Source organism: Neisseria sp. HMSC064E01 (assembly GCF_001808875.1).
GTDB classification, from domain to species: domain Bacteria; phylum Pseudomonadota; class Gammaproteobacteria; order Burkholderiales; family Neisseriaceae; genus Neisseria; species Neisseria sicca_A.
Genome location: NZ_KV794943.1, coordinates 33,542 through 46,077 on the forward strand (window position 1 = coordinate 33,542; position 12,536 = coordinate 46,077).

Below are 12,536 nucleotides of genomic sequence, written 5' to 3' on the forward strand. Positions count from 1 at the left end.
TTGTCCTGATTTTTGTTAATCCACTATATCGTGTAAAGGTCGTCTGAAAAATTAGTCTTGCCAGCCGCCCAAATAGGAAACCAGCTCTTCCAACATGGTGCTGACGGATTCCGCCATCAGGATTTGTGAGGCGAAGGCAAGGCTGGCGGCATCGTCGCCGTTGCTCTCGGCTTCTTCCTGCAATACGTCGAGGTATTGGATGCGCTTGAGCGTGAAGTCTTGTGTGAGGATGAAGGCGATTTGCTCGCGCCACACCAAGCCCAGTTGGGTCACGGTTTTGCCGTTTTTGACGTGTTGGACCACTTCATCGGCGGTCAAATCTTGTTTGGATACTTTGACGACGGGAACAACATCGCCCACGCCTTTGAGTTCGCAATCGCTGTCCAATTCAAAACCGCCTTCGCAATGCCCTTGCAACAGCCACTCGGTCATCAGGGAAGAGGGCGATTGCTTGGTATTCGGCAGCGAGGCTTCCAAGCCACCTAAGGCTTCGCGCAGCTTGGTCAGGATGTTTTCCGCTTTGGCAGAAGCCGCATTGTTGACGAGCAGATAGCCGTGGCGGGTGTTGAACACTGCTTCAGTGCGGCTGCTGCGGGTAAACGCGCGAGGCAGCAGGTCGTCTGTAATTTGCTCTTTAAGCTCTTGTTTTTCCTTGCGACCGACATTGCGGGCTTCATTGTTTTGGATTTCCGCCACCTTTTCTTCCAAGATATCGCGGATGACGCCGGCAGGCAGGACTTTTTCTTCTTTTTTCAGGGCGACGCGCAAAGTAAAATCGGCAGGGAAAACGAGTTCGGGAGAGAACGAAACCGGTGCGGCAAAGCCTTCGCTGGACCAGTCTAAACCTTGGCAGCGGGTAAATTCAGCCTCCGCAAGTTTGTCGGCAAGTACGTCCGCTTCGGGCAGCTTTTCTTTGTTGAGCGGATAAAAACTGATCTGCTTGAACCACATGGTTTGTTTTCCTTTTCATTAAAAGCGGCATTATACAGGCAAAGCCGATACAAAGATAAGGAGCAGAAGGGTCGTCTGAAACCAGTTTGACCATAAAAAACGCCTAACCCGTTGACAGCGTTTTAACGCTTATGTATAGTTCGCAACTCGGTTACGCGCCCATCGTCTAGAGGCCTAGGACACTGCCCTTTCACGGCGGCAACCGGGGTTCGAATCCCCGTGGGCGTGCCAGATTTTCAATAAACCCTTACTGGAGAACAGTAAGGGTTTATTTTTTGTCTTTTGAAATGGGTGGGGTTGGGTGTTGGCTGTTTTAATGCAGCCATTAAAGAATCTGCATCGCATGCCTCAATCCCTGCGCGTGCATTCCATACATACCTTGTGTGCAAATTAAGAAATTATGTATGTTAGGGTTCTTTTTCAGACTAAACCTATCAACTCTCCAATAGGTTCGCATTCTATTGAATTTTCTAAATATCCAGGCTGCCAGATTCTTTCATAACAAAATACTATAAATTTAGGAAACGCAAGTAATTCTTCAAAGATGCTTAACCAATTATAGATAAAATCATCCGTACTCAGTATCCAAGGTTGATGTGATGGCGAGTAGTAAATTACTACGTTCTTCCCTTGGCAAGCTTTAAATCTTTTAAAAGTGTCATAATGAATAGATGCTGTCGTTATTTCCCCAAATAAGGAAATACGCAGCTTCTCACCTTTAATCTTATCCCAATCTATACTTGATCCAGTCCAAGGCAGTTGATTTAAAGCTGAATCGATTTCCTCGGCATCGGTAATAGATAAAAAATTCTTAATTTCTAATGACATAATATAGGTATATTTCATGATGTGGTCGTCTAAAAATACCAAAATCAGGTTTTCAGCCGACCTTTATCGCGGATCGCCTCTCTCGAAGGTGGTGTGCAGTTAGTGACGAAGCTTACAACTATAAAAGGGTGTAGGAAATTCTGCACAATTTATACGACTACAATCCCATAGGGTTGTCTGAAAAGTTAAAACGTATTATTTTTTGCCTATATCCGGCTTCCCCGACTCATGTTTTTCAGACGCTGCTCACGACTGATAAAGGGTAAATCGCTAATTTGAGGAATGCCAAAATGATCCACAAGAGGCAGCAATCCTAAATGGTGCAGCTCTTGTTCGATAGCGGCAGTCACCTTACGCATTTCAGGATTCTCAAAGTCGTAGGGCTGCTCGGTGCTAATAATGATGCTGCCACAATTTGGAAGATAGATAACCTCGTTTGCGCTGGGTACTTCCTCAGGCAGGATTTCGGCGGGTAGAAAGGAAAACCATTCTAAAGCCATACGTTTTTTGTAAAGGGAAAATGGCCGGACTCTCGAAGGGTAAAAACGGTTTATTCCTTGAAACCGGCAATGCGGCAGATATTTATCCAAATAAAAGAATATCCATTCTTTTATCAGGGTTTTATTGATATCGGATTCGTTCATCAAAAAATAATGTCCAAAAACAACAGAACCATCAGCTCTTGGGAGTAAATCTAGCTTAAACAAACCGTGTCGTTTTTCTATTGGACGATGTTTATCCTCATATTTATGCCATTCCTTATAAGGCACATTCAACCAGTTAAGGTCGAATATCTCGGGCATATGCCGTACTTCTTTCGAAGTCAGTGCAAAATCCTTCATGAGTGCAAGATCGGCAAGAGGCAGGGGAAATTCGACATATTTGTCTTTATAGTTGCAATTGTAGTTTTTACTGGTCTTGATCACCGGATAGCTTTTGTCTTTAAAGTTGACCATACCGTTTTTGATATTTCTACGTTCTGTCAACAGTTTTACCGTAACCGTATCGTTACATACAAATAGCTCTTGGAGATGTTCTTTTTGAAAAGCTAACATATCCTTGAATACACGATCGAAGGAATGCTGCATAACGGTGAAATGCATTATGAAATCGATTTTTTTCATTTAGTTTCCTAGATTCATTCTTTGGGCGTATTTGGGATTCGCTGCAATTTCTTGTTTACCTAGTAAATACTGCTAGAGTTCAATATTATTGAAGAGTCTGTCCCGATTCATGGCATCGAATGTTTCCATATCTAAATGTTTCCATTTGTATTCGCTGACGAAATCACGCAGCATTTGGCTTTTTGACACGGTTCTGCCCCATGCGTCATAAATGGTTTTCTCCAAATATTCTTTGAGCGCGCTGATTACCTCGTCTGGTGCTGAGACGGAAATAATAATGTAGTCGTTGACTGCACTTTTTTTCAATCCTGCTGCAACGGCTTCGTCATATAACGATGAGAATTTTGAAAAATCGTTCAACAAGGATTTAATTTCCTCTTCTTTTTCAAGCTGGTGCAGAGTTTTAAAAATCCACTGCTTTTCGGCTTCGTGATCTATATCATCATCGTCTAAGTAGTTGCACGTTAAATCAAACATTGTATGTGTCCTTTCTAAAAGTAATTGTTGTGTTTGTGTGGTGATCCGAAAATATGTCATGTTTTGAAATGCTTTTAGAATATCTGAAATGTTTCCTTCTAGCAAAATATGTTGCAGATAAAAGCGCATTGTCAAATTTATATATGAGGAAAAGTGGGCAAGGCGTAGCCATCGGGTGCATCAGCATCTCCTCAAGAATGCAAATTGTAAAAAACGCTTCTGTCTCTTAAAACAGAAGCGTTTTTGCATTTCAGACGACCTGCAATCCGTTTGTCGGAATCGGGCTGCGGCTTGGTTTGGGTTCTATTAAGATGTAAATCAGCCGGGCAGGTACTGCATCGGGTCGACGGCTTTGCCGTTCATGCGGACTTCGAAATGCAGTTTGACGCCGTCTGTGTCGCTATTGCCCATGGTGGCAATCGGCTGGCCTGCTGCGACTTTTTGGTCTTTTTGAACCAGAATGGTGTCGTTGTGTGCGTAGGCGGTGATGGAGAAGTCGTTGTGGCTGATGAGAATCAGTTTGCCGTAGCCGCGCACTTCTTCGCCGACGTAGATGACGGTTCCGGCTGCTGCGGATTTGACGCTTTGTCCGAGTGTGCCGCCGATGTCGATGCCTTTGTTGGTTGTGCTGTCGTAGCCGCGGATGATGGAATTTTTGCCGTTATCGACCGGCCATTGCAGGGTCAGGCGGTTGACGGGGGCGACGGTTCTGGCGCTGCTGATGTCGGTACTGCCGGAACGGGGGTGGTTGGCGGCGTTTTTACGGACGCGCAAGACTTGTCCGACTTCGATTTGTGAGGCGTTGTTCAGATTGTTCCATGATGCCAAGGTGTTGACGTTTTGTCCGTAGCGTTTGGCGATTTGGCTGAGGGTGTCGCCCGGTTTGACGCGGTAGTAGCCGTCGGGTACGGGGCCGGTGGATGGGCCGCCGGCACACGCGGCAAGTGTGAATGCCAAGCCTAATGCGGACAAACGGAGAATTGCGGTTTTGAAAGATAGGGTATGGTTTGTTTTCATAGAGAACCAAAAGAATAAATCAATAGGATTATGGGCAGGCGTGAAGGTTCAACCTGTTTGGGGATTTTTTCGGGATGTTCGGCTGCCTGACGGGATATCTTTTTGATTCGTCGGACAGTTTGAAAAGCAATACGACGGATGGGGAGAGTGTCCTAGGTCGTCTGAAACGGTCGGGCTGCAACGGCTGTTTCGGTTTTCGGTATAATCCTGCATTTTACACTCGGCGCGATGCCTGTTGAACTTTATCCGTGAATACTTCTTCTCATAAATCTTCTTTGCCTTATCTGGCTGCTTGCGGCAGCTTGATTTTTTTGATTGTCCTTTCTTTATCGTGGGAGCTGTGGATTGCGCCTTTGCGCAGCGGCGGTTCGTGGCTGGCGCTGAAGGCTTTGCCTTTGTGCCTGCCGTTGTCGGGTATTTTGAAGGGTAAAGTTTATACTTACCAGTATAGTTCTATGTTGATTTTGATTTATTTTGCCGAGGCGGTGATGCGTTTGTTTAATGCGGGTGCTGCCGAGGTGGTGTGTGCCGCTTTATCGTTGACGGCGTGTTTGGTGTTTTTTGTTGCATGCCTGGCTTTTGTGAAGCAGCAGAGAAAGGCGGGAAAATAATGTTTATGCGTTTTTCAGACGACCTTAAGAGTGAATGGGACAGACGTTTGTTGCCTTTGTGGTGCTGTTTCTTGTGGATATGCGCCGCGCCGTTTTTGTCCTTCTACCGCGTGGGCCCGTTGTCGAGTTTTTATCTGGAAGCGGCTTCGCTGCTGGGCGCGCTGATGCTGGTGTTGGTCACGGCGTATAAGGGTTTGTTGAGTGTACGCCTGCCTAAGGCGGCTGTCGGTTTGCTGGTTTTGGCGGCTTTTTGGTGGTTGCAGGCGCGGATGATGGATTTGATTTACGTCGGCATGAACGATATGGTGATGTGGACGTTTGTCATTTTGGCGTTGGCGGTATGGGCTTGCCGCGGTTGGGTGGCTGCCTACGGGCAGGAACGCATCGTGACGGTGTTTGCATGGTCGCTGCTGTTTGGTACGTTGCTGCAGGCTGCGATTGCGTTTATACAGTTTAAGGGCTGGTATGATCTTGGTTTCCTGCGCAGCATGATTGTGTATAGCGGGAAAGAGGTCAGCGGTCAGCTTGGACAACGCAATCACCTCGGGCATTATTTGATGTGGGGTGTTTTGGCGGCGGCTTATTTGTGGTCAACCCGTAAAATGCCGGGCTGGTTGGGATTTTTGTTGGTCTTCTTGATGACGGCTGTGTTGGGCTTGGTCAATTCGCGCACGATTCTGGGCTATGTGGCAGGCGTGGCGTTGATTTTGCCCGTGTGGCGTTGGCGTGCGGGACGGGATTCTGCGAGGCTGGTGCGGATATTTTTCCTGACGGTCGCGTTGGTGGCGGTATTTCAATTTGCGATGGGTTCGATTTTGGAGCTGCTGGGCAACGGTCAATATGAAACGGCGGTCGAACGCGCCGGAAACAGCGGTTTTGAAGGCTCGATGCGTCAGATTGAATGGCGTAAGGCATGGACTGCCTTTTTGTCCGCACCTTGGTTCGGACACGGCTGGAACAGCTTTGCCCAACAGACTTTCTGGATTAATGCGGAGCAGCAGTATTTCCCGAATAATATCTTAGGCGTGTTGTTTACCCATTCGCACAATATTGTTTTACAACTGCTCTCCGAAGTCGGGCTGGTCGGTACGGTATTGGTTGCCCTGACAATGCTTGCGGGACTGTGGCGGATGTTGGTGCGTCCTTATCATCCGGCTTCGCTGCTGCTGCTGTCTATGGTTGCCGTCAGTATGTGCCACAGTATGCTGGAGTACCCATTGTGGTATATCTATTTCCTGACGCCGTTTGTGTTGATGTTCGCACTCGCGCCGGCACGTTATGAAGACGTTTCAGACGACCTTGCTTGGGCACGCGGCCGAAATTGGGCGGGCGGGCTTACCACGCTGCTGATTATCGGCGGGCTGCTGCACATGGGTTGGACTTATACGGATTTGGTCGATTACAGCCGGATTCCGAAAAATGAAAGTACGGATATGGTCGGACGTAAGATTAACGGTTTGCGCCACATTTCCGAAAATAGTCCGATGCTGGCTTATTATGCCGACCTCAGCCTGACCCGCCGAGCCGAACCGACCGATATGCAGGTCAAACCTTGGGCGGAGAAGGCGGCGATCAATTCCTTGTCTTACCGACCGTATTCCAACGCTTATCAGGTGGCGCTGTATCTCTACCGTCAAGGCAAGACGGAAGAGGGCGCGAAATGGATGCAGGCGATGCAGTATTATTATCCGTACATGATGTCGTTTTACGCTGGCAAACTGCGCAGCCATCCCGTGTTCCAACCGCTTTTGCCCAAGCTGCTGGCGGACTGCAAAGATTTCGTCAACGCGCCTAAACACGAAAAAGCGAAGTCCTGCGATGTTGTGCAATAAACAATAGGTTGATGTAAAAAAGGTCGTCTGAAACCCGATTTCAAGGTTTCAGACGACCTTTTGTTATTGATTATTCACACATATTCGCTTTTATCGTTTTCCTTCCAAGCCTGATGCGAAAAGAGCCAAAGCAACACAATCCCGCATACCGTCGAAGTCAGCATCATGCCCGCCATGACCAAGGCGGAACCATTGTGCAGCCGAGTCGCCAGCAATCCCACGCTTGCGCCGATGATGGATTGGAACACGCCCAACACCGCATTCGCGCTGCCGCTTTCCTGCTTGAAATAAGTCATAAAGCAAGCCTGCGTGTTCGCGCCGACCAAGCCTTGCGTGCCTACCGAAAACATTACGCAAGGCACCAAAGCCCACATCGGCGGCAGCCCCATCGACCAGACCAGCAGCACCATCGTCAGGTTCGCCGCAAACTGCACGATAATGCCCCATTTCAAAATACTTTGCGGGTGCACCCCCGTTTTCAGCCGCCATGCCGTGATGCGGTTGAACGAAGCCATCGTGAGAATGTTCAGCGCAAAGACCCAAGAATATTGGTTCGGCGTCACATGGTACAGCTTTTGGTAAACAAACGACGATTCCGTCAAAAATGCAAACATCGACGCAAAGCTGAACGCCTGAAAAAACAGATAGCCCATCGCCGCCCGCGTCTTCAGCACTCTGGCGAACCTGCCCGCCACTAGTCCGAAAATGTCCATCCCGATTTTGCCCGTCTGCTTTGGACGCGGCAGGAAAGCAAACACCAAGATGAACAAAATAAACGAATACGCCGCCAAAAAACCGAAAATAAAACGCCAGCCGCCCAATTCCTGCAACTGCGAGCCGACCATAGGCGCAATCAGCGGCACGATCATCAAAATAATGCCGATTAAGGCAAACATCTCAGCCGCCTGTCTGCCCGAATAATAATCGCGCACCATCGCTCCGACGATGACCACCGTCATCCCCGCGCCGAACGCCTGTACCGCGCGCAGGTTCAACAGCCCGTCCGCCGACTGCACCATCGTCAGTGCGACAACAGCCGCAAAATAAATGCTCAAACCGACCAAAGCCACCGGTCTGCGCCCTTTAATATCCGAAACCGCGCCGCCGACAACCTGCCCGAACGCCACGCCGAACATAAACAAAACCAAACTCTGCTCGATACGGTGTATATCCGCGCTCAGAGATTGCGCCATTTCGGGAATGGCGGGCAGGTAGGCATCGACCGAAAACGGCATCAGGGCAACCAACATCGCCATCAAAACCGCCATTTGCTTTTCGCCCAGCGGGGAGGGTGTGGATTGGGACATAAGGGACTTTCTGTGTATTTGAATTTCTATGGCGGATTCGTTCGGCAATAACGAGGGTTCGGTTAATCCGCACATGGAACAAAATCCGACATAAAAGGTCGTCTGAAACCCGCGATACAGGCTTTCAGACGACCTTTCTTATTGCTTAAGAACGTTGAAACAGATTATTTGGCTGCTTCAGGTTGGCTGGCTGCTTGGCTGGCGGCTGCCGCTTTATCGCCTTCTTTGGCGAAGTATTTGGCGTGGATTTTGTCGTATTCGCCGCTGTCGCGTACTTTTTTCAGCGCTTCGTTCAGCATTTTAGCGGTCGCTTCGTCGCCTTTGCGTACGGCGATACCGTAGTTTTCAATCGTGAAATCAGGCAGCGTGATGAAGTCCATGCTTTTGGTCGGGTTATTTTTCACATAGTTGGCGATGACCGCGCTGTCGCTGACTACGGCATCCACGCCGCCGTTTTCCAGCTCTTTGATGACCAAAGGAACGCTCTCAAAGCGGGCGATTTTCGGATTGTCGTTGCCCAAGAGTTTGGAAACGGAGAAGTCGCCGGTTTGACCGGTAACGACGCCGACTTTAGCCATGTTTTTGAGGTCGTCTGAAGAGGCGACTTTTTTACCTTTGGGAACGAGGACGACTTGGGTGATTTCAAAATAAGGGTCGGTGAAATCCATGGACTGCTTGCGCTCATCGGTAATGGTTACGCCGGAGATAATGATATCCGTATCGCCGTTTTTGAGTGCGGGGAAGAGGCTGTCCCAAGGCTGGTGTTTGAATTCGACTTTGAAGTTGCCGGTTTTTGCCATGGCGTTCATCAAATCGACGTCGAAACCTTCAACGTTGCCGGCGGAGTCCAATGATTCGAAAGGTGCGAATTCGGCGTTGGCGGCGACGCGGTACACTTTGTCGGCTTTAGGGGCTGACGAGGATGCGTCTTTGCTTTGACCGCCGCAGGCGGAGAGTGCCAGCGCAGAGCAGGCGAGGGCGGCTGCAATCCATTTTTTCATGTTCATGGGGAGGTTCCTTCTTTACGGATATTAATAAATAAACGGATAGTTTAACACGGTTTGGGGAAGTCGCTACGCGTCAGTGTTCTTTTTCGCGGAAAAAAGCGTAGGTTACGTCATGGAAGAGGTCGGTATGCGGGCTGTCTTCGTAGTTCAACTCGGCGAGCGCGTCTTCAAAGGCAAGCTGGATGGACTCGACGGCTTCGTTTGCCATATCGGACGGCAGCGAACGGATCAGACCTTTGAGTGCGGTGGCGAGGACGTGGTTCTGCATACGCAAAACGTCGTTGGCTTCTTCCAGATATTCGAGACGTTGTTCGATGCTGCTCATGATGTGTTCCTGGGAATCTGTTAAAATACCGCATTATAGCAAATCACGGCATTCGCTATGCGCGTGAAATGAAATGACACAACGGAAGAACGAAAGCAAAAAAATGGATACGAATCGTCCCGATACGCCACAACAAACGGATGAAAGCCTGGATTGGGAAAGCCGCTTGGAAAAGCTGCGTCAAACCCGCCAATTGAACGCACCTTACACACACGCGCCTTTGGTGCGCGAATCTCAAGAGCCAGCCGTCGAGCAGAAGCCCAAAGCCAAAACCGCCAAGCTCGACGATGCCAACCGCGATGCCGTCTTGACGGAATATCTGCGCAAATGGCAGGAGGAACACAACGCCATGCTGGAGGAAGACGCTGCCGAAACGGCGGAGACCGATGCGATGGTGATTTTGCAGGAAAACTGGTTGAACGCGCAGTCTTCGCTGCAAATGAGTGCGACAGACAGACAAATCGAGTCCACGCGTACGGTTTGGCTGAACCCGAAACGTAAAACGGTCGAATTTGACGCGCCTGCAAAAGACACGCCTGCCAAAGATGAAGCAACGTCGTCTGAAAACGAAAATCCGCAGGCACAAGAGCAGGTTTCAGACGACCTCAAGCAAGAAATGCCGCCGATTACCGTCAATATCAACGTGTTGAACCCGCAGGTTATCAACCGCAGGGAAGTGTTCTGCATTTCCGAGCAAGACCTGAGCGAGCGTTTAATCAAACGCCTGCGCCCGCACGTCGCCGATGCAGTCAACGGCATGATACGCACCGCCGTGCAGAAACAAATGGCGCTGTTTACCTACCAGCTTCAACAAACCCTCAGCGAGCAGGCGCCCGATTTGGTGGAACAGCTTTTGGATTACAACGTGAAAAAAATCCTGAACGACATCAAATACGAAATGAAATACAGTCAGGGAAACAAAAAAGCGTGATAACACAGCCGCCGTTTCAGGTATCGGACTGAAAATGCTGATTTTTCCGCCGATTTTGTATATAATGGTGGCTCACGTTATCGTGATTTAACTCCTTTCAAATAACTTATGCCCGATACACCGTCGGGCATTTTTTTGGGCGCGGATTTTATGAATAAAAACAAATGGATTTGGATACTGATTGTTGCCGCTGTGGCAATCGGTTATCAAAAAATGCAGCAGGGGCGGCAAGGTCAGGCAGCGGATGCCGTACCAACACAAACGCAGCCCCAAACCCAAGCGGGAAAACGCCAGCCTGAGCAATCTGAATCCAAAAAGTCGCAACCGAAGCAGCCGAAGTCCGAACGCCAAGCAGGGCAGGGCAGCACGGAACAAATATTGCAGCAAGCCTTTGAAAACCAAGAGAGCGATATTCAGGTGAAGGGCGCAGGTACGGTTCTCAAAACGCTGCCTGACGACAACCAAGGCACACGCCATCAGCGTTTTATCCTAAAGCTCTCAAGCGGGCAAACGCTTTTAGTGGCGCACAACATCGACCTCGCCGACAAAATCAAAGGCTTGAAAAAAGGCGATAAAGTCGGCTTCTACGGCGAATACGAATGGTCGGAGCAGGGCGGTGTCCTCCATTGGACGCACCACGACCCCGCAGGCCGCCATACCGACGGCTGGCTGGAACATAATGGACGTGTTTATCAATAAAAGACTGGAACGATTGCAAAAGGTCGTCTGAAAAACGTTTTCAGACGACCTTTTGCCATTCGCCGCCAAACTTGAAAGACGGCGCAAATAAGCGCAAAATGTTAACAAGTTAACCTATGGCTTCTCTTCTTTAAGACATCAAACAAACCTGCTGAAAAAGATTGGAAAACAAATGAGTAAAAAACTCCACCCGCAGACGCTCGCCATACGCGGCGGCAAAGAGCAAACCGAATACCGCGAACACAATCAGGCATTGTTCCTCACCAGCAGCTTCATGTGGGACAACGCCCAACACGCCGCCGATTTGTTTTCCAAAAAAGTCAAAGGGTTTACCTATACCCGTACTGCCAACCCGACCATCGCCGCCTTTGAAAAACGCATCGCTGCTTTGGAAGGCGCAGAACGCGCGGTTGCTACTTCGACGGGTATGTCCGCGATTCAGGCGGCGTTTTTCACCTTTCTGCAGGCGGGCGACCATGTGATTTCCAGCCGCAGCCTGTTCGGTACGACCGTCGGCTTTATCAATAACATCGTCACCAAATTCGGCATCGAAGTGAGCCATGTGTCGCCGACCGATATGGACGAATGGAAAGCCGCCGTCAAAGCCAACACCAAGCTGCTGTTTTTGGAAACGCCGTCCAACCCTTTGGGCGAAGTGGCCGACTTGGAAGCTTTAGCCGAATTGGCGCACAGCATCGGCGCGCTTTTGGTGGTGGACAACAGCCTGCTGTCACCCGCCGGTTCGCAGCCTTTGAAACACGGCGCGGATATTTCCGTTTCCTCTGCGACCAAAGCTATTGATGGACACGGACGCGTGATGGGCGGCGTGTTGGCAGGTTCGGAAGAGCTGATGACGCAGGTCGCCATGTATTGCAACTCTTGCGGGCTGGCGATGTCACCGTTTAACGCATGGCAGTTGTTGAGCGGCGTAGAAACCCTGTCGCTGCGTTTGGAAAAACAGTTCGACAACGCCCTGAAAATCGCGCAATGGCTGCGGACACAGCCGCAAGTCCAAGCCGTGTACTACACCGGATTGCCCGACCATCCGCAGGCGGAGCTTATCCGCAAACAGCAAAACGGCGGCGGCATCGTGGTCGGCTTTGAAGTTGCCGACACTGACGCCGCGTGGAAAGTCGTCGACAGCGTCGAGCTTTTCTCCCGTACCGCCAACCTCGGCGACGTGCGCTCGACCATTACCCATCCGTGGACAACCACACACGGCAGGATGCAGCCCGAAGAAAAACTCGCCGCCAACATCCGCCCCGGACTGGTGCGCCTGTCTGTCGGTTTGGAATACGTCGATGACTTGATTGACGATTTGAAACAGGCATTGGCGCGTTAAGCCAAACGCCCGACTGGCGGCATTTATAGTGGATTAACTTTAAACCAGTACGACGTTGCCTCGCCTTAGCTCAAAGAGAACGATT

Annotated in this window: 13 protein-coding genes and 1 tRNA gene; 6 read left to right on the top strand and 8 right to left on the bottom strand. The window is 49.7% G+C overall.

Annotated features, from left to right (window positions below; translation table 11 throughout):
* Window positions 1-51 precede the first annotated feature (51 nt).
* Window positions 52-951 (bottom strand): recombination-associated protein RdgC, encoded by a 900-nt coding sequence (rdgC, locus tag HMPREF2572_RS08100; RefSeq protein ID WP_009312388.1) that lies wholly within the window; start codon window positions 949-951, stop codon window positions 52-54.
* 155 nt (window positions 952-1,106) lie between these two features.
* Here rdgC and HMPREF2572_RS08105 point away from each other — a divergent pair.
* Window positions 1,107-1,182 (top strand) — tRNA-Glu (locus tag HMPREF2572_RS08105).
* 189 nt (window positions 1,183-1,371) lie between these two features.
* Here the strand turns inward: HMPREF2572_RS08105 and HMPREF2572_RS08110 are convergent.
* The 4 genes from HMPREF2572_RS08110 to HMPREF2572_RS08125 form a co-directional block, all read right to left on the bottom strand.
* A complete protein-coding gene (locus tag HMPREF2572_RS08110; RefSeq protein ID WP_070497574.1) occupies window positions 1,372-1,797 on the bottom strand; it encodes a hypothetical protein in 426 nt (141 codons plus the stop codon).
* A gap of 188 nt (window positions 1,798-1,985) precedes the next feature.
* On the bottom strand, window positions 1,986-2,903 hold the full coding sequence (locus tag HMPREF2572_RS08115; RefSeq protein WP_070497576.1) for an Imm52 family immunity protein: 918 nt from the start codon (window positions 2,901-2,903) through the stop codon (window positions 1,986-1,988).
* 72 nt (window positions 2,904-2,975) lie between these two features.
* Window positions 2,976-3,509, bottom strand: a complete 534-nt coding sequence (locus HMPREF2572_RS08120) for a hypothetical protein (protein ID WP_246827787.1) — start codon at window positions 3,507-3,509, stop codon at window positions 2,976-2,978.
* 189 nt (window positions 3,510-3,698) lie between these two features.
* Window positions 3,699-4,397 carry a peptidoglycan DD-metalloendopeptidase family protein gene (locus HMPREF2572_RS08125; protein WP_070497581.1) on the bottom strand — a complete coding sequence of 233 codons (699 nt, stop codon included), beginning with the start codon at window positions 4,395-4,397 and terminating at the stop codon, window positions 3,699-3,701.
* Window positions 4,398-4,645: 248 nt separating this feature from the next.
* On the opposite strand from HMPREF2572_RS08125, the gene HMPREF2572_RS08130 reads away from it, so the two are divergent.
* Together HMPREF2572_RS08130 and HMPREF2572_RS08135 are read left to right on the top strand one after the other, a co-directional pair.
* Window positions 4,646-5,008, top strand: coding sequence for a DUF2069 domain-containing protein (locus tag HMPREF2572_RS08130; protein ID WP_003768527.1), 363 nt, complete (start codon window positions 4,646-4,648; stop codon window positions 5,006-5,008).
* A complete protein-coding gene (locus HMPREF2572_RS08135) occupies window positions 5,008-6,840 on the top strand; it encodes a PglL family O-oligosaccharyltransferase (RefSeq protein ID WP_070497584.1) in 1,833 nt (610 codons plus the stop codon). The genes HMPREF2572_RS08130 and HMPREF2572_RS08135 overlap by 1 nt, the downstream gene beginning before the upstream one ends.
* A 74-nt stretch (window positions 6,841-6,914) precedes the next feature.
* Here HMPREF2572_RS08135 and HMPREF2572_RS08140 read toward each other — a convergent pair whose 3' ends face one another.
* From HMPREF2572_RS08140 to HMPREF2572_RS08150, 3 genes are all read right to left on the bottom strand, one after another.
* On the bottom strand, window positions 6,915-8,147 hold the full coding sequence (locus HMPREF2572_RS08140; protein WP_070497586.1) for a multidrug effflux MFS transporter: 1,233 nt from the start codon (window positions 8,145-8,147) through the stop codon (window positions 6,915-6,917).
* 164 nt (window positions 8,148-8,311) lie between these two features.
* Window positions 8,312-9,154: a basic amino acid ABC transporter substrate-binding protein gene (locus HMPREF2572_RS08145; protein ID WP_070497588.1), complete on the bottom strand. Its 843-nt coding sequence runs from the start codon at window positions 9,152-9,154 to the stop codon at window positions 8,312-8,314.
* A gap of 73 nt (window positions 9,155-9,227) precedes the next feature.
* Window positions 9,228-9,479, bottom strand: a complete 252-nt coding sequence (locus HMPREF2572_RS08150) for an NGO1151 family protein (protein WP_016687175.1) — start codon at window positions 9,477-9,479, stop codon at window positions 9,228-9,230.
* A 103-nt stretch (window positions 9,480-9,582) separates the two neighbouring features.
* Here HMPREF2572_RS08150 and HMPREF2572_RS08155 point away from each other — a divergent pair, with 103 nt between their 5' ends.
* The 3 genes from HMPREF2572_RS08155 (at window position 9,583) to metZ (ending at window position 12,451) form a co-directional block, all read left to right on the top strand.
* Window positions 9,583-10,410 (top strand): hypothetical protein, encoded by an 828-nt coding sequence (locus HMPREF2572_RS08155; RefSeq protein ID WP_070497590.1) that lies wholly within the window; start codon window positions 9,583-9,585, stop codon window positions 10,408-10,410.
* A gap of 108 nt (window positions 10,411-10,518) precedes the next feature.
* Entirely contained in the window at window positions 10,519-11,109 is a 591-nt protein-coding gene (locus HMPREF2572_RS08160; protein ID WP_070497592.1) for a DUF3465 domain-containing protein, read from the top strand.
* 172 nt (window positions 11,110-11,281) lie between these two features.
* Window positions 11,282-12,451 carry an O-succinylhomoserine sulfhydrylase gene (gene metZ, locus HMPREF2572_RS08165; RefSeq protein WP_070497594.1) on the top strand — a complete coding sequence of 390 codons (1,170 nt, stop codon included), beginning with the start codon at window positions 11,282-11,284 and terminating at the stop codon, window positions 12,449-12,451.
* Window positions 12,452-12,536: the final 85 nt, after the last annotated feature.